This window comes from Bacteroides sp. Marseille-P8574, from assembly GCF_902825465.1.
Lineage (GTDB): Bacteria > Bacteroidota > Bacteroidia > Bacteroidales > Bacteroidaceae > Bacteroides > Bacteroides uniformis.
In genome coordinates this window covers 1,377,763-1,401,652 of sequence record NZ_CADEBE010000002.1, presented here as the reverse complement: position 1 = coordinate 1,401,652, position 23,890 = coordinate 1,377,763, and the positions used below count along the sequence as shown (strand labels likewise).

Here is a 23,890-nt window from a genome sequence, read left to right as displayed (position 1 = left end):
AATTATCCGGGGAAAACGATTTGTTTGTTGTGAGTTTTCTTTATCTTTGCTTCGCATAAATAAAGAACTATGAATCAGGAAACTTTTCAGATATTTCTGTGGGTAATGAGTGCTGTGGCATTGGTTGTCTTTATTGCACTCTATTTTGTCAAAGCGGGTTATGGCATGTTCCGTACTGCCTCGTGGGGAATCTCCATCAATAATAAATTGGCGTGGGTGCTTATGGAAGCGCCGGTATTCATCGTCATGTTTGGGTTGTGGGGGAAGAGTGGAGCGGGATTTGCCGTGCCGGTATATTTCTTCTTCCTGCTGTTTCAGTTGCACTATCTTCAGCGGGCCTTTATTTTTCCGTTCCTGCTGAAAGGTAAAAGCCGGATGCCGGTAGCTATTATGGCGATGGGTATCGTCTTCAACCTTTTGAACGGGATGATGCAGGCGGGCGGTTTGTTCTATTTCGCTCCCGAAGGCTTGTATGCCGATGGCTGGGCCTATTTGTTGAAACCTCATGCCTTGTTGGGAGTCATTCTGTTTTTTGCGGGTATGTTCGTCAATTTGCATTCCGACTATGTGATACGTCATCTGCGCAGGCCGGGTGATACGAAGCATTATCTTCCCGGAAAAGGACTTTACCGATACGTCACTTCTGCCAATTACTTCGGTGAACTGGTGGAATGGACGGGGTTTGCCATACTCACAGCTTCTCCCGCCGCCTGGGTGTTCGTCTGGTGGACGTTTGCCAACCTTGTTCCCCGTGCCGATGCCATTCACCGCCGTTATCGGGAGGAGTTTGGTGATGAGGCGGTAGGAAAGCGCAAACGCATCATTCCATTTCTTTATTAATGGAAAATGGAGAGTTGAAAATGGAAAATGAATAATTCATAACTTATAACTCATAACTCATAACGATGGAATCCAAGTTATTCACCCCCGTCACTTTCGGACCGTTGACTTTGCGTAACCGTACCATCCGTTCGGCTGCTTTCGAGAGCATGTGTCCCGGAAACGCTCCGTCGGACATGTTGCTCGACTATCATCGGTCGGTAGCGGCGGGAGGTATAGGTATGACTACTGTTGCTTATGCGGCAGTTACTCAGAGCGGCTTGTCTTTTGACCGCCAGTTGTGGATGCGTCCTGAGATTATCCCCGGACTCCGTAGGCTGACTGATGCCATACATGCGGAGGGGGCTGCGGCAGGCATCCAGTTGGGACACTGTGGCAATATGTCCCATAAGAGTATTTGCGGTTGTATGCCTGTCGGTGCATCTTCCGGTTTCAATCTTTATTCTCCTACTTTTGTGCGCGGACTTCGTGCCGATGAGCTGCCGGAGATGGCGCGCGCTTATGGACGTTCGGTGAATCTGGCACGGGAGGCCGGATTTGATTCTGTAGAGATTCATGCAGGGCATGGCTATCTCATCAGCCAGTTCTTGTCCCCGTCCACCAACCATCGGAAAGACGAGTTCGGAGGCTCGTTGCAGAACCGTATGCGTTTTATGGATATGGTGATGGAAGAAGTGATGAAGGCTGCCGGCAGTGATATGGCTGTGCTGGTGAAGATGAACATGCGCGACGGTTTCCGTGGAGGGATGGAGCTGGACGAGACGATGCAGGTGGCCCGGAGGCTGGAGCAGTCGGGAGCACATGCGCTGGTCTTGAGCGGTGGGTTCGTCAGTAAGGCGCCGATGTATGTCATGCGGGGCGAAATGCCTATCCGCAGCATGACGCATTACATGACCTGCTGGTGGTTGAAATACGGTGTACGCATGGTAGGCAAATGGATGATACCGAGCGTACCGTTTAAGGAAGCCTATTTCCTGGAAGATGCCTTGAAATTCCGTGCCGCCTTGAAGATACCGTTGGTTTATGTGGGTGGCCTGGTTTCCAGGGACAAGATAGATGAGGTGCTGGATGACGGCTTCGAGGCTGTGCAAATGGCACGTGCTCTGCTCAATGAGCCGGGGTTCGTCAACCGCATGCGTGCCGAAGAGAATGCACGTTGCAACTGCCAGCATAGTAATTATTGCATTGCCCGGATGTATTCCATCGAGATGGCATGCCATCAGCATTTGAAGGAGGAGCTTCCACCTTGTCTGAAAAGGGAGATAGAGAAAATCGAAGCGAAAGGCTGATTTTTAGTTTTTAATTTTCAATTTTTAATTATTAAAGTGAATTTAGCTGTTATAACCGGGGCAGACGGTGGCATGGGCATGGAAATTACCCGCGCAGTGGCAACTGCCGGCTATCAGGTCATCATGGCATGCCGTGACCCCCAAGCTGCCGAACCCAAGCGGCAACTGCTGATGCGTGAAACCGGTAATCCGCGTATTGAGACTGCTCCCATTGATTTGGCATCTCTGGCTTCAGTGGCCGCATTTGCAGAGCATCTGTTGAAGCGGGGAGAGCCGTTGGCGTTGTTGATGAACAATGCCGGAACCATGGAAACGGAACGCCGCATTACCGAAGACGGACTGGAACGGACGGTGAGTGTCAATTATGTAGGGCCTTACCTGCTGACCCGCAAGCTGCTGCCATTGATGGGAGAGGGGAGCCGTATTGTGAATATGGTATCTTGTACGTATGCCATCGGTCATCTTGACTTTCCGGATTTTTTCCTCCGGGGAAAGAAGGGTGGCTTTTGGCGCATTCCTATATATAGCAACACGAAGCTGGCATTGACTCTGTTCACCATCGACTTGGCCAGTCGCGTCAAGCACAAAGGTATTGTTGTGAATGCGGCCGACCCGGGGATTGTGTCTACCAATATCATCACCATGCATATGTGGTTCGACCCGCTGACAGATATGCTTTTCAGACCTTTTATCCGTACTCCCCGTAAGGGAGCTGCAACGGCTGTCGGCTTATTGCTGGATGAGGATGCCGGTAAACGTACGGGTACATTGAATGCCAGTTGCCGTCCCAAGTCTCTTTCGGAGAAGTATACCCGGCATGTACAGATGGAAGAACTGTGGGAGAGGACGGAAAATATAGTGAAGAAATGGTTGTAAAAAACAGAGAAGGCGCATATGTCGCCTTCTCTGTTTATGGGGTATCTGAACTGTCTGTCATCAGATCGACAGTTCTCTCAATACATTTACAAGGTCTTTTTTGATGGGTTTATCATTTTTGATGGCTTTCGTGAAAGGAACGTATACCACTTCATCGTGGTCAATGCCTATCATGACATTGCGCTGTCCTTCCATGATGGCGTCGATGGCGGCTGCGCCCAGACGGCTGGCAAGGATACGGTCGTGTGCCGTAGGACTACCACCGCGTTGCAAGTGACCGAGGATGGTTACGCGTACGTCATATTGGGGGTATTCGTTCTTTACACGCTCTGCATAGTGCATGGCACCGCCGGTCAGTTCACTCTCGGCTACCAGTACGATACTGCTGTTCTTGGATTTCCGGAAACCGTTCTTGATGAATTCTTCCAGTTGGTCTACTTCCGTACTGAATTCCGGGATAATGGCTGCTTCTGCTCCGGAGGCGATGGCGCCGTTCAGAGCGAGGAAACCGGCATCGCGTCCCATGACTTCTACGAAAAACAAGCGCTCATGGGAAGTGGCTGTATCACGGATTTTGTCCACAGCATCCAGGATCGTGTTCAGCGCGGTGTCGTAGCCGATAGTGGTATCTGTTCCATAAAGGTCATTGTCGATAGTTCCCGGCAGCCCGATACAAGGCACGTCAAACTCTTGTGCAAAGATACGAGCACCGGTCAGCGAACCGTCGCCTCCGATAATCACTAAGGCGTCAATGCCTTCTTTCTTCATGTTGTCGTAAGCAATCTGGCGGCCCTCGGGAGTCGTGAACTCTTTGCAGCGGGCTGTCTTCAGGATTGTACCACCCAGCTGGATGATGTTGCTGACATTTTGGCTTTTGAATTCTTTGATTTCGCCGGTTACCAGACCTTTGTAACCTCTATATATACCTTTAACTGAAAGTCCGTTGTAAATAGCCGAACGTGTCACGGCACGTATGGCTGCGTTCATTCCCGGAGCATCACCTCCTGATGTCAAGATACCAATGCACTTAACTGTTCCCATAACAATCTTTTTGTTTAGTATTAATAATCATGATGAAAAATAGATTTGGACTATTTTTTCATGCCGCAAAGATAAGGAAAAAGCTGAGGCCGTGACTAATAAATTACGTTAATTTGCTGTTCCAAAAGGATGACAAACTGTTATTTAAGTTTTGACTTTATGGCTTCTGAAATTTCTTCCATCAGCCATTTAGGGGTGGAAGTGGCTCCGCAGACACCGATGGAATTGGCACCGGCTAACAGAGAACTATCTATTTCTTCGGCACTGTCTATCAAATGTGAATTGGCATTGACTTTTTTACACTCACTGAACAGCATCTTGCCGTTGGAACTTTTTTTACCGCTAACAAAGAATATTAAATCATGGGAAGCGGCAAATTTTCGGATATTGGGTATCCGGTTTGCTACTTGTCGACAGATAGTGTCGTATGATTCAAAAGTAACTTCCGGTGAGATGTGTCCCTCTATGTATTTTACAATGTTTTGAAATCCGTCCAGAGATTTTGTGGTCTGGGAATAGAGCCGGATGTCTTTGCTGAAATCCAGTTTCCTTGCCTCTTCCTGCTTTTCAATAACGATGGCCTTTCCCGTAGTTTGACCTACCAGTCCCAGTACTTCGGCGTGTCCATTTTTGCCATAGATGACAATTTGTTTGTCTTGGCCGTCTTCCTGGACATACTCTTGCTTTATCTTCTTTTGCAGGCGGAGTACGACCGGGCAGGTTGCGTCAATGATTTCTATATTGTTGCGGCGGGCAATGTCATAAGTTTCGGGGGGTTCTCCATGAGCGCGAAGCAACACCTTGGCGTTGTGGAGGTGGTTGAATTCCTCATGGTTGATGGTAATCAGTCCCATTGCTTTCAGGCGTTCCACTTCACGGCTGTTGTGCACGATATCTCCCAGACAATAAAGGGTTCCTCCTTTCGCCAGTTCCTCTTCTGCCTTGTTTATTGCGGTGACAACTCCGAAACAGAAGCCGGAGCCTTCGTCTATTTCTACTTTTGCCATATCCGGTTCAGTTCTTCTCCTTTATAACCCGTTCGAATTGTTTGGCCAGCCATTCCTTTTGTTGGGAAATGGTCAGGTGGCTGTTGTCCAACAATAAAGCGTCAGAAGCTTTGCGCAGCGGACTTACTTCCCGGTTTTGGTCAATATAGTCCCGTTGTTTCACATTTTCCAGAATTTCGTCAAAGCTGGCTTCTTCCCCTTTGGCCTTCAGTTCATCATAGCGGCGTTGTGCCCGTATTTCGGGGCTGGCAGTTACAAAAATTTTCAGCTCGGCATCCGGGAAAACGGTAGTGCCGATGTCGCGCCCGTCCATAACGATGCCTTTGGCCTTGCCCATCTCTTGTTGCTGTGCCACCATAGCTTCGCGTACGAAATCCAATGCTGCAATGGGACTGACACGTGAAGACACTTCCATGGTACGGATTTTGTTTTCTACATTTATTCCGTTCAGGTAGGTGTCCGGGCGTCCGGTTTCGGGGTTCAGGCGGAAAAAAATATGTATATCCTTTATTAGACTTTTAAGTTTTTCGGTATCTATGCGGTCACCCTGGAAAATACCATTCTCCATACTATATAATGTTACTGCCCGATACATGGCACCGCTATCTATATATATGTAGCCGATTTCGCGGGCGAGGTCTTTGGCCATAGTGCTTTTTCCGCAAGAGGAAAAGCCGTCGATTGCTATTGTTATCTTTCTCATGACTTTTATACTATAGTTATATAGGTATAACACCTGCAAAACAGAAAATTTCAATATTTCATTTAAAATTCTTGCCAAAGATACGGTATTTTTAAAATATCTCGTTACATTTGTGGCACAAAAGCACATGGAGGCTTTTGAAGGATTAAAAAAATGAAAATGGAGCGCCTATTGTGTAAAAAAAAACAGCAGTGCGTGAACATTCTTGGGAAAAGTGCTATATTTGCCCCAAATGAGAAACACTAAAATTATATTATAAATTATGGAAATTAAGAAATCACCTAAGGCAGACTTGGAGAGTAAGAAGTCGACTTGGCTGCTTGTCGGTTATGTGATTGTGCTCGCTTTCATGTTTGTTGCGTTCGAGTGGACAAAGCGTGACATCAAGATTGATACGAGCCAGGCTGTTGCCGACTTAGTATTTGAAGAGGAAATTATTCCTATTACGGAACAACCGGAGCAGGTTACTCCTCCGCCCCCCGAAGCTCCTGCAATTGCAGAAACCTTGACTATTGTTGAGGACGATGCTGACGTGGAAGAAACTGCTATCGTATCTTCTGAAGAATTGAACCAGGCTGTGGAAATTAAATATGTTCCCGTAGCAGTGGAAGAAGAAGAACCGGAAGAACAGACTATTTTCGAAGTGGTAGAACAGATGCCTGAATTTCCGAATGGTGGTATGGCTGGTCTGATGCAGTATCTGAGCAAGAACATCAAATATCCTACTATTGCACAGGAAAACGGAACTCAAGGTCGTGTAACTGTACAGTTCGTGGTTAATAAGGATGGTAGTATTGTAGATGCTAAAGTTTTGAGAGGTGTTGATCCGTATTTGGACAAAGAAGCTGTCCGCGTGATTATGGGTATGCCGAAGTGGAAGCCTGGTATGCAGCGTGGTAAACCCGTTCGCGTTAAGTATACTGTACCTGTAATGTTTAGATTGCAGTAATAAAATATCTATAAGTGGGAGAGGCTGCCGGAATGCAGCCTCTTTTCATTATCCGCTATTTCCTAAATTCTGAAAATGTCATGTTTACAGCTTCCGAGCTTTTAGAAAGAATAAATTCTCATATTGCAGAATTGCAGTTTACCCGTACTCCTCAAGGTTTATATGCTCCCATTACCTATGTGCTGTCCATGGGTGGAAAAAGAATCCGTCCGGTATTGATGTTGATGGCCTACAATCTGTATCAGGAGGATATTACCCGTATTTTTAATCCTGCAATGGGTATTGAAGTGTATCATAATTATACTCTTTTGCACGACGACTTGATGGACCGTGCAGACCGTCGCCGTGGCAAGGATACAGTACATAAAGTCTGGGATGACAATGCTGCCATTCTTTCGGGGGATGCAATGCTTGTATTGGCTTATCAGTTTATGGCTCAATGCCCGGTTGAACATTTGAAAGAAGTGATGGATATATTTAGCTTGACCGCACTTGAAATCTGTGAAGGGCAACAGCTGGATATGGAGTTTGAACATCGGAAAGATGTGAAGGCAGAGGAGTATCTGGAAATGATTCGTCTGAAAACTTCGGTATTGTTGGCTGCAAGTCTGAAGATTGGTGCTCTTTTGGGAGGGGCTTCTTCTGAAGATGCGGAGCTGTTGTATGATTTTGGCATGAACTTGGGTGTCGCTTTTCAGTTGAAAGATGACTTCCTGGATGTTTATGGCGATGCTGCCGTCTTTGGAAAGAATATTGGAGGTGACATTCTGTGCAATAAAAAGACCTACATGCTGATAAAGGCTTTTGAACATGCGGATGAAGGCCAGTTGACTTATTTGAATGCTTGGGTGGATGCTGTTTCATTCAATCCGGAGGAGAAGGTTGCTGCGGTGACGGAACTGTATAACCAGATTGGTGTCAAGGAGTTGTGTGAGAAAAAAATGGAAGAGTATTGTGAGCGCGCAATGGAAAGTTTATTGGCGGTGAACGTGGCGGATGAAAAGAAGGAAGAATTGAAGAGCTTGATGGCTAACTTGATGCATCGGGAAGTGTAACTTAAATCCGGGAGAAATGCCTTATAGAAGATTGCCTAATACAGATCAAGCGAGAATACGGGCGCTGAAAGCAGTGGTCGTCAAGGGTGATATATGTAATGTGTATGATTTGGCCGTATCTTTGAAGGTATTGACTGATGCGCGGAATTTTCTTACAAAGTTTGAAGCTGCGCAAGCTTATTATGCCGACTGTTTTGAGCGGCAGGCTCGGGCGGGACGTAAGCATCAGGCTAATGTAAAGACTGCCCGTCTGTATATTTCTCATTTTATCCAGGTGTTGAATTTAGCTGTCATCCGTTCTGAAGTGCGTATTGCTCATAAGGAATATTACGGTTTGGACACAAGCAACAATAATGTGCCTGATTTATCGACAGAGCCTGCTTTGGCAGAGTGGGGGCGTAAAATCGTGGATGGGGAAAACAAGCGTATATCTCAGGGAGGAATTCCCATTTATAACCCTACGATTGCAAAAGTGAGGGTGCATTATGATATTTTCATGGATAGTTATGAGAAACAAAAGAATCTTCAATTTTTAACAGCCCGCAGTTTGGACACCTTGGCTTCGATGCGTGCAGAAGCGGATGAGTTGATTCTGCATATATGGAACCAGGTGGAAAAAAAATTTGAGGAGGTTACTCCTAATGAGAAACGGTTGGATTTATGCCGTGATTATGGAATAATCTATTATTATCGTACTGGTGAAAAACGCAAAGAGTAAGTTGAAGAATGAGATTGATTGATTCACATTCCCATCTTTTTTTAGAAGAGTTTGCAGGGGATTTGCCCCAAGTGATGGCCCGTGCCCGTGAGGCAGGAGTCACGCATATTTTTATGCCCAATATCGATAGTACCACCATAAAGCCTATGCTTCGGGTGTGTCGTGAATATAAGGGGTATTGCTATCCAATGATTGGGTTGCATCCCACGTCTGTGGATGCGGATTATGAAAAGGAGTTGGATATAGTGGCCCGGGAGCTGGCCTCATCGAACGAATTTGTTGCAGTTGGTGAAATTGGTATGGATTTGTATTGGGATAAGACTTTTCTCAGAGAACAGCAAAGGGCGTTGGGCAGGCAGATTGAGTGGGCTTTGGAATACGATTTGCCGGTAGTGCTGCATTGTAGGGAAGCGTTCGACCATATATATAATGTGTTGAAACTTTATCGGCAGACTCCTTTGAAAGGAATTTTCCATAGTTTTACGGGGACCTCGGAAGAGGCCTGCAGGATTATGGAATTTGCGGATTTCATGATAGGAATAAATGGTGTGGTGACTTTCAAGAAATCAACTTTGCCCGAAGTCTTGAAGAATATTCCTTTGGAACGTATCGTGCTGGAAACCGATTCCCCTTATCTGACTCCGGTTCCCAATCGAGGCAAGAGGAACGAAACCGCATATGTTAAGGATACTTTGGTAAAGGTGGCCGGAATCTATGGGAATTCTCCTGAAAAGGTGGCTCAGGTTACTTCTGATAACGCTTTAAAAGTGTTCGGAATGCTCAAATAAGCTCTTTAAGATTTTAAAGTTTATTAATTTTGAGATTTTATTTAATATAAAACGGGGAGAATGAGGCAGAACAACAAAAAAAAGAATACATTTGTAGCTGAAAACGCTTGTGGTTCGCATTTTTTTTGTAATTTGCACCCGATTTCAGAAAAGGCGTCTATTGGAGAGATGCTCGAGTGGTTGAAGAGGCACGCCTGGAAAGCGTGTATACCCCTAAAGGGTATCCGGGGTTCGAATCCCCGTCTCTCCGCAATGTGATAAAATGGAGATAAAACAACAAATTATAATAAATAAATTAATTAATTAATCTTAAAAATTAGACACACAATGAAAAAGTTATTTGCAATTGTTGCTGTGATGGGAGTCTTAACATTTGGCTCAACTCAACTTGCTCAGGCTCAAGATGCTCCTGCAGCTGAACAAACTGAACAAGCAGCTGTAGCACCTGCTGCTGACGCTGCTGCTCCTGCCGCTATGGAAGCTGCAGAAGGTGGTATCCACAAAGAGATTAAAACAAAGTTCATTGAAGGTACTGCATCTTTCATGAGTTTGGTAGCTATCGCATTGGTTATCGGTCTTGCATTCTGTATTGAACGTATCATTTATTTGAGTTTGGCTGAAATCAATACAAAGAAGTTCTTGTCTGCTATCGAAGCTGCTTTGGAAAAAGGTGACGTTGAAGCTGCTAAAGACATCGCACGTAACACAAGAGGTCCTATTGCTTCTATCTACTATCAAGGTCTGATGAGAATTGACCAAGGTATTGACGTAGTAGAAAAGTCTGTAGTATCTTATGGTGGTGTACAAGCTGGTTACTTGGAAAAAGGTTGCTCTTGGATTACACTGTTCATCGCTATGGCTCCGTCTTTGGGATTCTTGGGTACTGTAATCGGTATGGTGCAGGCATTTGATAAGATTCAGCAGGTAGGTGATATCTCTCCGACGGTTGTAGCAGGTGGTATGAAGGTTGCCTTGATCACTACTATCTTCGGTTTGATCGTTGCTTTGATTCTGCAGGTATTCTACAACTATATCTTGTCTAAGATTGAAGCTTTGACAAGTGAAATGGAAGATTCTTCTATCTCACTGTTGGATATGGTTATCAAATATGACTTGAAATACAAAAAATAATTAAGATGGCTAAGTTATCATATAAAGTATCATACTACGTACTGTATGTCATGTTCGCTATCATCTTGGTAGTGTTAGGCTTGTTCTACTTCGGTGGAGATGCTCAGGGCGATGCAGTATTGATGAGTGTTGACGCAGAAATGTGGCAACCGGCTCAGACAGACGCATTGATTTATTTGATGTATGTCTTGTTCTTTATAGCTATTATTGCTACCGTGGTTGGTGTTGTGTTCCAATTTGGATCTGCACTGAAAGATAATCCGGGAGCAGCGTTGAAATCTTTGATCGGTTTGGTTATATTGGTTGCAGTTGTTGTTATTTCTTGGGCTATGGGTAGTGAAGAGCCACTCGTTATTCCGGGTTATAGCGGAACTGAAAATGTTCCTTTCTGGTTGAAGCTTACTGATATGTTCCTCTATTCTATCTATATCTTGTTTGCTGGTACAATCTTGGCAATCATTTTTAGTAGCATTAAGAAGAAATTATCATAACCGATTGAGGTAAATCAATCTAAAGAGTAATTACAATGGCAAAAGGAAAAAGAAAAGTTCCTGATATTAACTCAAGTTCTACAGCGGATATTGCATTCTTGTTGCTGATTTTCTTCTTGATCACGACATCTATGGATACTGACCGTGGTTTGGCAAGACGTTTGCCGCCTCCACCGGAAAAAGACCAGAAGATTGAGGACCAGAAGAAGAAAGAACGTAATGTTCTGCAAGTCTTCTTAAATATGCAGGACCAGTTAATGTGTGGGAATGATTATATTACAGTTGACCAATTGCGTGCGAAAACAAAAGAATTCATTGCCAATCCGTACAATGATGAAACGAAGCCGGAAAAGATTTCAAAGAATGTTGCTTTCTTCGGTACGGTTCAAGTAACGGAAAATCATGTGGTTTCTTTGCGTTGTGACCGCGGTTCTTCCTATAAGGCATATATGGCTGTACAGAATGAGTTGGTAGCAGCTTATAATGAGTTGCGTGATGAATTGGCTCAAGAGAAGTGGCAGAAAAATTATGCTGAGTTGGATCAAGAACAGCAAGATGCAATTCGTGAAATTTATCCTCAGAGAATTTCTGAGGCAGAACCTAAAAAGTACGGAGAAAAGAAGTAATGGGAAAATTTAATAAGACTGGTAAACGTGAGATGCCGGCGTTGAACACTTCTTCTCTGCCTGACCTTATCTTCACCTTGTTGTTCTTTTTCATGATTGTGACAACGATGCGTGAGGTAACATTAAAGGTTGAGTTTAAGGTTCCGCAAGCTACGGAATTGGAGAAACTGGAGAAGAAGTCGTTGGTTACGTTTATCTACGTAGGAAAACCTACTGCCGAATTTCGTAAGAAGTTAGGTAATGAGAGCCGTATCCAGTTGAACGACAGTTATGCTGAAGTTGCTGAAATTCAAGATTATATTATTGGTGAACGTGCCAGTATGAAAGAAGAAGATCAGCCACAGATGACAGTGTCTTTGAAAGTTGACCAAGATACGAAAATGGGTATCGTAACAGATATCAAGGAAGCTCTTCGTCAAGCTTATGCTTTGAAGATTAACTATTCTGCGCAACCGCGTCAGTAAGAGTTGATTTAAGATATAATAAAGGTCGTTTCAACAAATGAAACGACCTTTATTGTTTTAAGTATATTGGATTTTTAAGATTTCACATTATATACTTCGCAGTAGATGTGTTCCTTTACAGAGTCAAAATCCTTTCCACATTCTATATCTCCATAGGCCATGATGAGCATAGGTAGGTAGTTGTCTCCTGCTTTGTAGGGTGGTTGTTGGTAGGGCTTTTCCCATAAGGAGAATCCTTGCCGTTGATAGAAGTTAATGCGGCGTTTAGCCATTTCTTCTTGGGGTATTTCCACTTCCAAGACGATGGGATGTTTTAAGAGTTGGCACAAATGGTTCAGTACACTCTTTCCATACCCGCCGTTACGCTGTGCGGGGTCAATGGCAAAATGCTCTATATAGTAGAAATGTCCGAAATCCCAGTAAGTGATGAGGCCTACCGGGGTGTTGTTATGGAAGATGATATTGTTATAGAAGTGCGTTTTGGTATCTGTATACTTGCGCAATTCCTCCAGTTCCCGGTACTCCTCTGAAGGGAACGATTGAGTCATTAATTTCTCCATATAGCTGTACAAGTCTGTGTCAGCTGTTGTAATACGTTGAAGTCTGATCATAAGTTCTTTAAGTTTAGTTTGTTCTTATTCTGTATAAAATTCAATGATGCGGCGGATAGCTCGTTGGCAGATAGGACAGAAAGTGGGATATTCATTGGTACGCATGCGGCAATTGTCTGCCGGACGGTAGATGCCTTTGGCAGAATAGCCGGCTCCTTCATATACACCTACGGGATATGTTCCACTTTCAGAAGAGGGAGTAGGAACGGGAATTCCTTGTGCAAGCATGTCTTCCCACTTGGAGGTGAAATTGATTCTCGTGCTGATATTCTGTTCCCAGGGTTCCACATCTAATGGATAGGTATCTGTCATCACGTCATTGTCATAGAAATATTCATCGGCCAGTCCGCCAAAGCTATGCCCGAACTCATGTACCACAACGGGGCGGAACATTGGATGGTGGGCGGTAGTAAGGGTATAGGAATTATAGATTCCACCGCCGCCATATTCTTCCGTATTGGCAAGGATGATGATGTGTTCATACGGTATTCCAGCCAGCGCATCGTGTATGGATTTGACACGGGAGGTTGTCAGATACCGGTCTGAATAGAATGTGCTGAAATGAGAACTGAATGCTGTCCGTTTCCATTCTCCGAGGCGTGGTACACTTACTCCGCTGTCTTCGGAGGGGCTGGCCACTGCTACAATGTTGAAGTACTTTTTCATGGACCGGAAGGGTTCGTGGGCAAACAGACTTTCGCAGGCAATGGCTGCATCTTTGTAGAATACCGGCATCTCTTCGGGAGTATATCCTTCTGCAAGGATGGCTACGTCGATGCATTTGTCTGTATTGCCGCTTTGCAGCAGATATTTATGTGGTGTGATGTGGGCAGTACCTTTCTGCTGTATTAGGATATCGTCGGGACTGACCGTATGTTTCATGCTTGCCCGTACATTTCTACGCGGGTCAAGGAGTGTTATTTCTATTTCTGCAGGACGAAGGGGATAGGGAAGGAGGAAGGTGTTTTCGAATCCTTTGGTTACTGCTTTGGCTTCATCTGTTTCCAGCCACTCCTGAAAGAGCGAAGAAAAGGATGTTTTGTAGATTACGTTGCCATTGGCAGCATCCCGCATAATGATTTGTCCGTTTCCTTGCAGGGGCAGTTCAGACAAGTGATGCTTCCTTCCTGCCCAAGAGGGGAGACAAGACAGTCCGTCCAGGCATATCTCTTGTTTGGCTGCATTTCCGGTAAAGATATAGTCGATACGTAGGGTCTTATCGGCAAAATAATCGGCAAAGCTTTGGGCATGCAAGGATATTGCTGCCATCAGGCATAATAGGAATAAGGAATACTTTTTCATAACGGTTCATTATTATTGCTACGACAAAGATAATATCTTTATTACCCCGTCTGATTATCAATATATTAGAAGAATAGTTGTCATATACTGTGCTAAAATACTCATTCCAACCGTCACAAAGATAGGCATTCTCTCCATACAATGAACGAAATCGAATGAGAAATTCTTGGAATGCTCCCAACCCCCTTTTAGGCTTAAGGTAATTTGTGCCCAGGCACCCTTGTCCATTATTCCGCTCACAGAAGTAAAATTCCATTTTATTGCCATCCACAGCCTTGTCCTTTCCGTCCAATACGCATATATATTCCGATAGCCCAGAATGTATCTCTTGCATTAGATTGGACAGATTCTTATCAGTACCTTTGTGCCAGATAAATCAATTATCAACCTTTTATTTCCACACAAATGCAAGCAATACCCAAGAGGCACAACACAATTCATTATTTACCACAAGAGATTAGGGAAACTATGGTTACAGAGGTCACATACCTGCCTATTACCAGGGAGAGGCTGGAACAGTTTTTCAAAGATGCGGCAAGTAAGCGAAAGCCTAAGTTAGTCAAGAAGCGTAAACAGTTAAGGCAGCAAGGGAGTTAATTCCATGCTGCCTTTATACTTCAATCTATTTAATTATTGCTTGGTCCAAGTGTTTGGCTCATCTTCACCCCACTCCCCAAATTCTTTAGCAATCATGGTATTACCATTAAATGTGACATAATAAGTATCAACTTCTGGAATCAAACTCACGTCATCTTTATATGTAACGGTTAGAACGGTAGTCTTAGCATCATAAGTATAAGTAAATGAAACCGGATATTCAAGGTCTCCATGATAATATTCTTGGTTCATTCCCGTACCGTCTGCATTAAATTTCCATATAAAATAATAATCTTCTCCATAGCTATCTATCCAAGTACCTACCAACGGATTATTACCATTATTACCATTATTATCTTCATCATCATCATCACTACATGCTGCGAAGTTAACACTCATAATTACTGCTACGATAGCCATTCCAATCAATCTTAATGTCTTCATTGCTATAAATCTGTTTATGCCTCTACGTCCCTAATAGGTGGCAGTTAATAATAAATAGTTGTATCAGTGTGAGGAACACAGCGATAGCTGCACACTTCATAAATGAGTTGTCAATTAATAAGTAGTAGTCTGTATCTTTACGGTTAATTCATGTATTATAGTCAGTGTTCCCTAACTAACTGTTATACAATAAAGAAGCGTGGGAACATTGAATATTACTACGTTGAGGCTCTGGACTGCCCTAAGTCAAGTAATAAACAATAGCCCACGCCAAACGTTATATAGTCCACTTGACTAAGTGGGTATATAGCATTGACGTGAGCGTCCTTGCCTATTATCCTTGACTTATGAAATTGTCCAGATTTCAACGTAGGATAATATCTTAAACGCTCTTCGTTAACTAATATGTCCTTCCAACTTCCCAACGCATTAGGCTGTTAGAATTGCTGCAAAGTTACGAATTTACGTTTGATTGGCAAGAACTTATTGTTTATTAAATGCAGAAAGGCATTCCTACTCCATAAATCAAGGTTAGGAGCAAATTTGTAAAAGGTCTATATAAGTAGAAATTTATAAATTTACTCCCAACTTGAATTATTGGCTTAAAAGGCTGTTCCACTCCATTCTTAATAATTGGTGAGCGCAACCACCAGTAATCAAAAACTAAGGCAGTCATAGGTATTAAGTAGTTCTTCCTGCCTTAATCCCAAGTATCTCTTAGTAATTGATACACTGGAATGATTGAATAGCTCCATGAGTTTGACAAGTGCAAGCTCCGAACTTTCGCTGTTCATGTTATAGACCTGCCTGCCGAAAGTCTTTCTAAGGCTGTGGCATGAGAAGTTGCCTATATGCAGCCTATATTTCCTTTTAACCTCTTTGAGGATTACATTTATCCTCTGTATGGAATAGACCGTACCTTTCCGGCTTACCAATATAGGCGCGTCTATGCCTATAGGACCGATATGCTTGTAGCAGTCACAGATATGCTTCTGTAGCTGCATGTTAATTCTCACAGTCCTTTGCTTTCCCGTCTTGATTTCGATAACGGTAAATTCCTCCGCATTTAATATCTGCTTCCAGCGTAAAGCCAGAATATCAGATATTCTTAAGCCAGTAAAACAGCCCAGAGCAACAAGAAGCGAGATTTTATAATTCCCGTCTTTGGCTAACTTCCTTATCAAGTTCATTGCCTCGCTCCATTGCAGATAATCTGCTGTAGTGCTTGAATATTTTAAACTCATAATGTTCAGTTTTGTATGTAAATGAATAAAAGTGAATGTCATTTTTAAGTTGGAATATACAACTTATTGATAATCAAAGAAACATTCACTAATAACAGAAGTGAATATAATAAATAAAGGACACCAAGTTAATGATGTCCTTTGTTACGTTCAAGCCTATATAAACGGCAAATAGGCTTCATCCAATGCACCGCTCTCAATAATCTTTTTGCAAAGTTCATGTGAGGCTTGATTTCTAAGGTCTGTACCATAGCTTTCATCACCAACCATCTGAATGATTGCCACAATGGTTCTCATAAGCTCCTGCTGTAGTGTACGGTGATAATACCTCGTACTCTCTGCAAACCTTTTAGGATTCCAACTATAATCGTTCAAGGCTCTTTCAAGTTCTTGCGCTGCCTTGTATTCGCGACTGTCTTCTATTACCATATCTTTTAATATTTAAGAGGTTTATAAATAAAAAGAGCACCTATACCTTATTATATAGATGCCCTCCATACCAAGCTATCCTTTGATAATGGCGTAGCCCAGCAGCAGGATATATCCCACCGCTATAAATGGAAACAATGCCATTGCAATGAAGAATACCAAAGTCGCCAGTAACACATAGAATAAATTCCGTAGCATAATCTCCAGTTTTGAGAAACCAGTAATAGGATATAATTCCAGATACAGCTAAGAAAGAAACCAACTGTATCTTTCATCACCATGCAGAGCGGATGCAATACCCGTTGCCAGTTCTGTAGCGTTGTAGGCTCTATCCAGAAAGCTGTCTATGTAGCTGCTCTTGTTGCTGCCAGTAAGCAGGTTGTAGAACTTCCACATGGATAGGTCACTGCCAAGACTGCCAAAGTTATCATCATTAATGTAGGCTTTAGCCACACTGTTTACTTGTGTATCAGTAAGCAGCATTCTGGGGATAGCCTTCTGCTGCCCTTGCGGTAACAGTGGGTAAAGTCGCATCCTGCCAAGTAAGGTCACAAACTGGTGCTCATTTAGGCAGGTATCGCCTAAACTCTGCATCATGTGGATATTCTTGGCTGCATTGAAATTATTAAGCAGTTCCAATGTAGCCTTGAACAGTTCCTTTGTGCCCATTAGCTTTATATCATCCTTATATCCGTCTGTAAACTCGCACATGTTACAGCATACGGAATTCTTGAACGATACAGCCAGTCTGAACAGTTCTGGGCTTTTCTTGGTAGCAAGGTTCTCCCTATTCAATGCACGTACCCCCACTATGGAAAGGTTGAGCCTATTCCCAGACACTTCCTCATAGATGGATGGTATGTCTATGGCGAAAGCGCACCTTTCATAATACTGGGTCGTGTCAGCTTCCGTCAGCAGGTTCTTGGGTTTGTTGATGGCTTCCGGCTTTCTTCCCTTTATCACATGGCTGCACCTTATGTCTGGTTGCTCTATCCGTTCACCGCTATAGAATGAACTGGCAGCTTCCCAGACCGTTTCAATGAATGCGTTGTGTGAAATGGTAAGTTCATTATCCTTGCTGAATACTGGTATCACACAGTCATTCTTCAAGTGCTCCAAACTCACCTCCACGGAATTAGCCTCAATGAAATGGTTCACCTTCTTGGGCTTTGTAATCTCTTCCACAACTACCGTTGCATCCTCTGCAAATTCGCCTAAATTGCTGTTCCTTCTCTGTGCCATGACTGGCATAATCTGTAATGCTTCCATAATCTGTAAATTATTAAGTTGATAATTAGAAATTTCTCCATCTGAATGCCATATAAATGATAATGTACAGCACTATGGCAAACATTACCTTTGGGGCTGCAATGAACGGTACAATAAATATTGCACCAACCGTCAGAATTGCCTTTAAATCTTCCATAAGCGATAATTTATTGGTTAGTAATAAGTGAATTAAAGGGAATGAGAACCGGAAACAAAAAGCCTCCCAGCCTTGCACGCATGTGCATCTCTGTAATAAATCTGTATTTATCCGTAATGGCTGTTACAGAATTTCAAGCGTTCGGGGCTGGAAGGTGATTTCGCATCTGGTGTTCATTTCCCCTAAAGATACGGTGAGGGGAGTTAGAGGTAACAGTAAAGAAGCGCTTGAGATATGCACCAGATACGGATATACATGCCAGCCATTTTTCTCTACTGCCAGTAATTCCACCCTATATGGCTCTGTACCTTATATGGAAGCACTTCCCGTATCTGGAAGGGAGGGGGTATTATTTAGAGACTGCCTAATTTGAGTTGGGGTATATAATGAAAATATATCCTATTAAAAGGTCGTATCGTGACAATACTTATAACATGATTATGGGGTTATCTTCATCCTCACTGTCAATTGGCGGTATATTCAATGTACTTGCTATATATTCCAACGTAATGTATTCCGGTTTGGTAACAAGTCTCCGGCTTAGCACATAAGGGAGGTAACAATGGATGAAAGGCTGTTCGGTCTCTATTGCATTCTGTAGATACACATTGACACTTACATGACTGGCATCTGCCAACCTTACAATATCCTCATTGGTCACATTAAACTTGGCGGCTATTCTGGATAGTATCTCATTGCTCCTTTTCACTTTATTGCCCACTTTATGTATTGTGTCATTCCTATCCGGAGGAATAATCCCATTATCAAGACACCAGTTATAAATTGTATGATATACCGATGTCAATAGAGGCTTGCCTTGCCTATTATTATGTGCCACTATATAATCCGGTATGATATGTCTGTTGGTAATCAGTATGCCTTTGGGTATATACTTCACTTGTTTAAGTTCTACAGCAAGTTTCAGTAACCTGGTCAGAGTATCTCTGTCAGTATTAAGCAGTCTTGACAGTTCACTGATATTTACTCCACCCTTATAAGGTTGTCTGCTGATATATTTATTGGTCTCATTTATACATACGGCTTTTAATTGGAGTAACAGACCTTTGACCTTGTTGGCTTCCTTGATGCTTGCAATGCCACTGCTTATGTCTTCACTAAAAAAGGCATTATTGATGTAGAAGTAATTGGGATAGCTTGGGGCAAAGTAGTATGTATTATGCGTATGTATCTCTCCTTTCTCATCTGGCATAGTCCTCCCGTCTACTTTAGTGAATAGCGCCCTCTTGGAGATTAATGCAGGTACAATATTCTCGACTGTTCCTTCTGCCACCTTTATATTCTTGGCAATATTAGGATAAGTGAGCCTGCCGGTAACATTTGATTCATAGTTTTCTCTTGACTTTATATAGGCATATACCAGTGTAGCCGTAAATTTATTATTACCGTCTATCTCCGTTATTCCCTTTGTCAGTACTGTATATTGTTCCATTGAAAGCAATGTGTGCGTCATTAATGAATAGAATATCTTTACCTTCTTTCAGCATCTTACAGAAGTATGCCGTTCCAAAGAACTCCTTGGCTTCACGTCTGTTATTGAAAGCTGTCTTTGTTGGTACATGTATTATCATACCGTTATTTGGATTTATTAATTAGTAATGGTTGTATCTGCTTGCCTGCATGGGATAACACGACTTGTCAGCATCCCTACTACCTGCTATCGCCATTCCATCATTTGTAAAGCAATGCGAAGCGTTGCGATACTATGGTAGGTAATGATATAAGGTATTGTTATAGGTAGTGAATAGGCCTCCAGTTTACCGCAAGTCATCCCTCCAGTTCCCCACAACTTTATACCTCCAGTTTCCCGCAACGGGTCTGGGATATAATAATTGAACTGTATCTGTTTCTAAAATAAATCTTTTAGTGGAACGGCTTTATTGAAAGGATAATAGACGGTACATCTTTTACCCTTAATCCCTTTCCTTGTCTTGACGTATCGGTCAGAAGCCCAAAGTCCTATATGGAGTTTGGTGTCCTTGACACCCTCTTTTATTGCCAGTTTCCGTATGTCCTCATAAGTTAATTCCTGCATTTGACTGGGGTTTGTAGTTGGTTGGAACAATCTGGTGGAATAGGTAATCTCGCTCCAAATTCATGGGCTGGTACAAAGATACGGACTTCAAGGGAGCATGCCAAAGGGTATGTCCGATTCTTTAACATCTTGAGTTGAGGGGTCGATAAAGCAAAAATTTTTCCCATAACCGTAGCTGTTCGGGGAGAATGTGATGTTCAGATTTACCGAAAGCACTGATTCTTTGAGACCGGAGAACACTATAAAACAAAAGAGGCTGAACTCAAAATCAATTTGAGACAGCCTCTTATTTTATGTATCATGTACAATCCGGTTATTCTTATTGCTGTTGAGCCTCACGCATCGCAACAACATGTTCTATGATTAATTGCTGAATACAACTGATTTTATCTTCGCACTTGACTGTTTCAACCTGCAACTTCTCTGTTGCGCCGATGTTGTCAAGCACTTTACAGACCGTCTCAAAGTCATATTGCGAGATACAATAATTAATGGCTTTAATGTATCTGGTCTGTTTTGCAGCTTTCACGCCAAAGGCTTGTACCGTTGCTTTCATTAACCGCTCTGCCTCCTCATAGCTTCTGTGTTTCCCATTGTAAGGGGAAGAACTTGCTGCAAGAGCTTTGCTTTGTAATAAAGAAACAGTAGTGCTCATACCAAAATATCCCTGTACGGCAGTGCCGGGCATAGAGTACCTTATGCCGAACTTGCGGATATTCTGAAATAATTCATCTCCCGTTACAATTCCAGCATATCCTATCCATTCATCTTTTGAGGGGCATTGGGAGAGATATGCGGTTGTTGCCACTCTGCGGTAAGCGTCAGAAACGCTATCACATTTTACCAATTCGGCAGGCAATGGCTCATCTATCAAACCAAGCAAGTTAACATTGTCGGCTTTATCCAGATAGACCATTACAGCCGGAGCATTATCGGGAAGGGCTTCAATCTTCCTGCCATCATAATCATATAGAGGAACATTCTCTGCGTAGAATGGTTTTGCTTCTGTGAAGCAAACCACAGTCGGCAAGAACTTGCTCTTATCTATAAATTCGCACACTTTATCCTTCTCAAAGTCTTTACGTTTGATAGAATAATCAGTGAAGGCAGGAATGATTTCTTGTTCCTTACCATTTATTATTACTTTGGTAACAAAGTACCACTTGGGAGCTTCTTCACTCCCGAATTTTTCTATATATACCATAATATATAATTTATTAAATGGTATATAAGAGCAGGCATACTTATACCTTCATATATACCCGGCAATCCGAAAATTGCCTAATTAATAATATTAACAATTATGAATATATTCTTTAATTGTTACAGCGTACCATCCGGTGGTAGCTTATAGCACCGAGGTGCTGGTGTCGGATTGTACATGATTTCAAAGAACATGTTGCTCAATACTTAACTCATCAACAACATGAGTTAATCATTTAACTGCTGCAAAGGTAAACCATTCTACTGATAAATTCCAAGAATTTACGGTCTTTTATTTGTAATCACTTGATTTAGTCCGGATTGGAGCACAAGTCCGGACAATCAGTTAACGTCAGTTAATGAGTTTTATCATGTACGGACCTTACAGCCGGATAATCAGTTAACGTCAGTTAATGAAATATTATCATGCTCGAACTCTCCTTGTATCCGGATAATCAGTTAACGTCAGTTAATGGCTTTCTATCATGTCTGAACTCTCCTTACAGCCACATCTGTCCGGAGGATAGCATTTCATTCCAGAATTACTTTCCGCTTTCCTTCTCTTTAACCTTCAATATTGCAGATACAATCTCTTTCATGTCATTAAGGCTGTCATTATCCAGAATACCCATTCTGAAAGCCTTGTCAATAATCTGCATGACGGTTTCTGTATTCGCTTCTATCCTCATACATCTGACTATTAGCAATTTCAGCTCATCTCTCAAATTGGATAGATTACCGACAGACAACCGCTCCACATATTTACAAGCTACCTCAAAGCCGGGGGCAGGAGACTGCATGAAAGCCTCCACTTCTTTTACAATGCCGTTTATCTCGTCATTGTAGTCATACAGTTTGCCGTCCTTTACATACCCCATCCGTTCTGCCATGTCACTGGCTTCATTGATTCGGGATGCAAGAAACTGGGTGTCCAGCAAGGTTTCAAAGGTTATGTTGCCCGCAGTTGAAATCGGTTGCCTGGCCGTCCTTTCCTTGTCTACAACTGTATCTGCCGTATTGTCTGCCCCTTCGACCTTGAAGAATGCACTACCCTTGATTCTCTTCATGGAATTGACGTACCTCGTTCCCTTGTCATTTACGGTCTCGTGCAGATAAACCTCGTCTATCATTTTGATGTCCGTATGCGCGGTTGCCACTATGACATCCTCTTTAGGCACACCATAACGGCACATCAGAGTGATGAAGGTATGCCGCGCCGTGTGGGTATGAATTAGCTCGAACAGCTTCTTTCTCCGTGCGATTCTCTTACTGCCTATCTGTTCGACATAGTCTATATCTTTGTCCAGCCCGGCTTTCCTGCACACCTCTTTTATGGTCTTGTTCAGTTTGACTTCATTCCTGGCGATTACCTTCTTGTCCTCCGCAAGCAGGTCTATGTGCTCAAAGCCAGTCTGCCTATACCGATCTAAAATTTCCTTTACTACCGGAAAGAGATACAATGTGGCTTCCTGCGAAGTCTTCTGGGCCATGAATGAAATCACCTCGTTGCCGTCCTCCAGCTTCGTTATCCGGTAGTCACCCTTAAGAATTTTGGGCAAATCCGATATGCGTTGCCCCAGCAGGCACTGGCAGATGAACAAGTCCCTGGTTTCCCTTTCCTTGGCGTTCAAGTCCGTGTAGTTGTATATGGCTAACAGCTGGCTTTCCGTCAACGGAACCTGCTTGCTCTTCCTCTGCTCCCTGCTCCGGTTGTCTTCCAGGTATGCTATGCCGTTGGTGTTTATGTTCGACCTTACAGTCTTGTCCTTGTTGGAATGGTTAATCAGCGTTACAATGCCCTTGACCTTGTTCAGAAGGGTCTTGACTGTCGCAGCAGGCTGACTTTCCTGCAAATATTGCTGGTAGTCTTCCAGCACGTCCCTATTTATGGCGGATAATCTGTCGCTTATGCCTTTGGCTTCCAGATATTCCTTGAAAGCCGAAACATATACCAGATAAATTTTTTTAATGATCTCCGAAGCGATGTTGCTCTCTGCCATCCGACTTAATATAAGCGTTGCGGATAATTCGTTGTTCTCTTTCATGGCTGCATGACGGGTTTTAAGGTTAGGATTGATGGCCTGCCTCAGTTCTTCAAGAAGGAAGTCCATTCTCTCCAAGTTCTCGCAAAGATAGCTCTTCTTCTCTTCAAAGGCGGCAAGTACGGCCCTTATTCTTTTATTGACTATCTCATTATTGCGGTTATCCAACCTTGTCTGCCCGTTGCTGATGGTGGCTATCTGCCTCCGCTTGTTCCATTGTGCCGGATAAACCTTCGCGCCGATATTGACCTTGCACCGTCTCCCTTGAAAGGTAAACAGAGCGTAAATAATGGTCGGCACATTCCTCCTCGTCTGCCGTAAATTGAAATTCAGACTGAAATCCAGAAATAACTGTTCGCTCATTCCTTGTTATCACCAAACGTTATTAAAATCGGTTATCACATTTGGTTATCAATGGAATATTTTAGAAAGTATCCTTGTATTACAACCCCTTACACAACATATTGAAATAAAGTTAGGCTATCAGACAGAAGGATAATATCTTTAAAGCTCATCTGCAATTTTCCAGTCGTGCGAGATGGAATTTGCGTATACGCTTTG

26 protein-coding genes and 1 tRNA gene are annotated in these 23,890 nt (G+C 43.0%); 12 read left to right on the top strand and 15 right to left on the bottom strand.

Annotated features, from left to right (window positions below; all coding sequences use genetic code 11):
- The first annotated feature begins 69 nt into the window (after positions 1 to 69).
- From HUX74_RS18570 to HUX74_RS18560, 3 genes are all read left to right on the top strand, one after another.
- Positions 70 to 840: a DUF1295 domain-containing protein gene (locus HUX74_RS18570; protein WP_138345763.1), complete on the top strand. Its 771-nt coding sequence runs from the start codon at positions 70 to 72 to the stop codon at positions 838 to 840.
- Positions 841 to 905: 65 nt separating this feature from the next.
- Positions 906 to 2,129, top strand: a complete 1,224-nt coding sequence (locus HUX74_RS18565) for an NADH:flavin oxidoreductase (protein ID WP_138345765.1) — start codon at positions 906 to 908, stop codon at positions 2,127 to 2,129.
- A gap of 36 nt (positions 2,130 to 2,165) precedes the next feature.
- Positions 2,166 to 3,005, top strand: coding sequence for an SDR family oxidoreductase (locus HUX74_RS18560; protein ID WP_138345767.1), 840 nt, complete (start codon positions 2,166 to 2,168; stop codon positions 3,003 to 3,005).
- Between the two features lie 60 nt (positions 3,006 to 3,065).
- On the opposite strand, the gene pfkA is transcribed toward HUX74_RS18560, so the two are convergent.
- The 3 genes from pfkA to cmk form a co-directional block, all read right to left on the bottom strand.
- Positions 3,066 to 4,046, bottom strand: a complete 981-nt coding sequence (gene pfkA / locus HUX74_RS18555; protein WP_005827137.1) for a 6-phosphofructokinase — start codon at positions 4,044 to 4,046, stop codon at positions 3,066 to 3,068.
- A gap of 140 nt (positions 4,047 to 4,186) precedes the next feature.
- Positions 4,187 to 5,053, bottom strand: coding sequence for a 4-hydroxy-3-methylbut-2-enyl diphosphate reductase (locus HUX74_RS18550; protein WP_117964110.1), 867 nt, complete (start codon positions 5,051 to 5,053; stop codon positions 4,187 to 4,189).
- Positions 5,054 to 5,060: 7 nt separating this feature from the next.
- The gene (gene cmk, locus HUX74_RS18545; protein WP_174647212.1) at positions 5,061 to 5,756 is read right to left on the bottom strand and encodes a (d)CMP kinase; all 696 of its coding nucleotides are present in this window, start codon (positions 5,754 to 5,756) and stop codon (positions 5,061 to 5,063) included.
- A gap of 262 nt (positions 5,757 to 6,018) precedes the next feature.
- Here cmk and HUX74_RS18540 point away from each other — a divergent pair, with 262 nt between their 5' ends.
- From HUX74_RS18540 to HUX74_RS18500, 9 genes are all read left to right on the top strand, one after another.
- Complete coding sequence (locus tag HUX74_RS18540; RefSeq protein ID WP_117600030.1) at positions 6,019 to 6,705, top strand: energy transducer TonB; 687 nt, start codon at positions 6,019 to 6,021, stop codon at positions 6,703 to 6,705.
- A gap of 80 nt (positions 6,706 to 6,785) precedes the next feature.
- The gene (locus tag HUX74_RS18535; RefSeq protein ID WP_117600078.1) at positions 6,786 to 7,760 is read left to right on the top strand and encodes a polyprenyl synthetase family protein; all 975 of its coding nucleotides are present in this window, start codon (positions 6,786 to 6,788) and stop codon (positions 7,758 to 7,760) included.
- Positions 7,761 to 7,776: 16 nt separating this feature from the next.
- On the top strand, positions 7,777 to 8,478 hold the full coding sequence (locus HUX74_RS18530) for a hypothetical protein (RefSeq protein ID WP_131225390.1): 702 nt from the start codon (positions 7,777 to 7,779) through the stop codon (positions 8,476 to 8,478).
- 8 nt (positions 8,479 to 8,486) lie between these two features.
- Entirely contained in the window at positions 8,487 to 9,266 is a 780-nt protein-coding gene (locus HUX74_RS18525) for a TatD family hydrolase (protein WP_117600032.1), read from the top strand.
- A gap of 162 nt (positions 9,267 to 9,428) precedes the next feature.
- Positions 9,429 to 9,516 (top strand) — tRNA-Ser (locus HUX74_RS18520).
- A gap of 77 nt (positions 9,517 to 9,593) precedes the next feature.
- Positions 9,594 to 10,397, top strand: a complete 804-nt coding sequence (locus HUX74_RS18515) for a MotA/TolQ/ExbB proton channel family protein (RefSeq protein WP_117964113.1) — start codon at positions 9,594 to 9,596, stop codon at positions 10,395 to 10,397.
- Between the two features lie 5 nt (positions 10,398 to 10,402).
- The gene (locus HUX74_RS18510) at positions 10,403 to 10,888 is read left to right on the top strand and encodes a hypothetical protein (RefSeq protein WP_117600034.1); all 486 of its coding nucleotides are present in this window, start codon (positions 10,403 to 10,405) and stop codon (positions 10,886 to 10,888) included.
- 35 nt (positions 10,889 to 10,923) lie between these two features.
- Positions 10,924 to 11,514, top strand: coding sequence for a biopolymer transporter ExbD (locus tag HUX74_RS18505; protein ID WP_117600035.1), 591 nt, complete (start codon positions 10,924 to 10,926; stop codon positions 11,512 to 11,514).
- Positions 11,514 to 11,978 carry a biopolymer transporter ExbD gene (locus HUX74_RS18500; RefSeq protein WP_025833345.1) on the top strand — a complete coding sequence of 155 codons (465 nt, stop codon included), beginning with the start codon at positions 11,514 to 11,516 and terminating at the stop codon, positions 11,976 to 11,978. Before HUX74_RS18505 ends, HUX74_RS18500 begins: the two co-directional genes overlap by 1 nt.
- A 74-nt stretch (positions 11,979 to 12,052) precedes the next feature.
- Here HUX74_RS18500 and HUX74_RS18495 read toward each other — a convergent pair whose 3' ends face one another.
- From HUX74_RS18495 to HUX74_RS18445, 12 genes are all read right to left on the bottom strand, one after another.
- Positions 12,053 to 12,589 carry a GNAT family N-acetyltransferase gene (locus tag HUX74_RS18495; RefSeq protein ID WP_117964114.1) on the bottom strand — a complete coding sequence of 179 codons (537 nt, stop codon included), beginning with the start codon at positions 12,587 to 12,589 and terminating at the stop codon, positions 12,053 to 12,055.
- Between the two features lie 24 nt (positions 12,590 to 12,613).
- Positions 12,614 to 13,891: an IgA Peptidase M64 gene (locus HUX74_RS18490; RefSeq protein WP_174647211.1), complete on the bottom strand. Its 1,278-nt coding sequence runs from the start codon at positions 13,889 to 13,891 to the stop codon at positions 12,614 to 12,616.
- Positions 13,892 to 14,521: 630 nt separating this feature from the next.
- The gene (locus HUX74_RS18485; RefSeq protein ID WP_174647210.1) at positions 14,522 to 14,932 is read right to left on the bottom strand and encodes a hypothetical protein; all 411 of its coding nucleotides are present in this window, start codon (positions 14,930 to 14,932) and stop codon (positions 14,522 to 14,524) included.
- Between the two features lie 656 nt (positions 14,933 to 15,588).
- Entirely contained in the window at positions 15,589 to 16,176 is a 588-nt protein-coding gene (locus tag HUX74_RS18480; RefSeq protein WP_174647209.1) for a tyrosine-type recombinase/integrase, read from the bottom strand.
- A 156-nt stretch (positions 16,177 to 16,332) separates the two neighbouring features.
- Positions 16,333 to 16,605, bottom strand: coding sequence for a hypothetical protein (locus HUX74_RS18475; RefSeq protein WP_009037602.1), 273 nt, complete (start codon positions 16,603 to 16,605; stop codon positions 16,333 to 16,335).
- Positions 16,606 to 16,680: 75 nt separating this feature from the next.
- Positions 16,681 to 16,803, bottom strand: a complete 123-nt coding sequence (locus tag HUX74_RS20945; protein WP_255501490.1) for a hypothetical protein — start codon at positions 16,801 to 16,803, stop codon at positions 16,681 to 16,683.
- Between the two features lie 48 nt (positions 16,804 to 16,851).
- Positions 16,852 to 17,874: a DUF3871 family protein gene (locus tag HUX74_RS18470; RefSeq protein WP_174647208.1), complete on the bottom strand. Its 1,023-nt coding sequence runs from the start codon at positions 17,872 to 17,874 to the stop codon at positions 16,852 to 16,854.
- A 584-nt stretch (positions 17,875 to 18,458) separates the two neighbouring features.
- Positions 18,459 to 19,481, bottom strand: coding sequence for a hypothetical protein (locus HUX74_RS18465; RefSeq protein ID WP_174647207.1), 1,023 nt, complete (start codon positions 19,479 to 19,481; stop codon positions 18,459 to 18,461).
- Positions 19,432 to 19,620, bottom strand: a complete 189-nt coding sequence (locus HUX74_RS18460) for a hypothetical protein (RefSeq protein WP_174647206.1) — start codon at positions 19,618 to 19,620, stop codon at positions 19,432 to 19,434. The genes HUX74_RS18465 and HUX74_RS18460 overlap by 50 nt, the downstream gene beginning before the upstream one ends.
- 278 nt (positions 19,621 to 19,898) lie before the next feature.
- On the bottom strand, positions 19,899 to 20,084 hold the full coding sequence (locus tag HUX74_RS18455; protein ID WP_174647205.1) for a hypothetical protein: 186 nt from the start codon (positions 20,082 to 20,084) through the stop codon (positions 19,899 to 19,901).
- 319 nt (positions 20,085 to 20,403) lie between these two features.
- Complete coding sequence (locus tag HUX74_RS18450; RefSeq protein ID WP_174647204.1) at positions 20,404 to 21,288, bottom strand: hypothetical protein; 885 nt, start codon at positions 21,286 to 21,288, stop codon at positions 20,404 to 20,406.
- Positions 21,289 to 21,829: 541 nt separating this feature from the next.
- Positions 21,830 to 23,692 carry a tyrosine-type recombinase/integrase gene (locus tag HUX74_RS18445; RefSeq protein WP_174647203.1) on the bottom strand — a complete coding sequence of 621 codons (1,863 nt, stop codon included), beginning with the start codon at positions 23,690 to 23,692 and terminating at the stop codon, positions 21,830 to 21,832.
- Positions 23,693 to 23,890 lie beyond the last annotated feature (198 nt).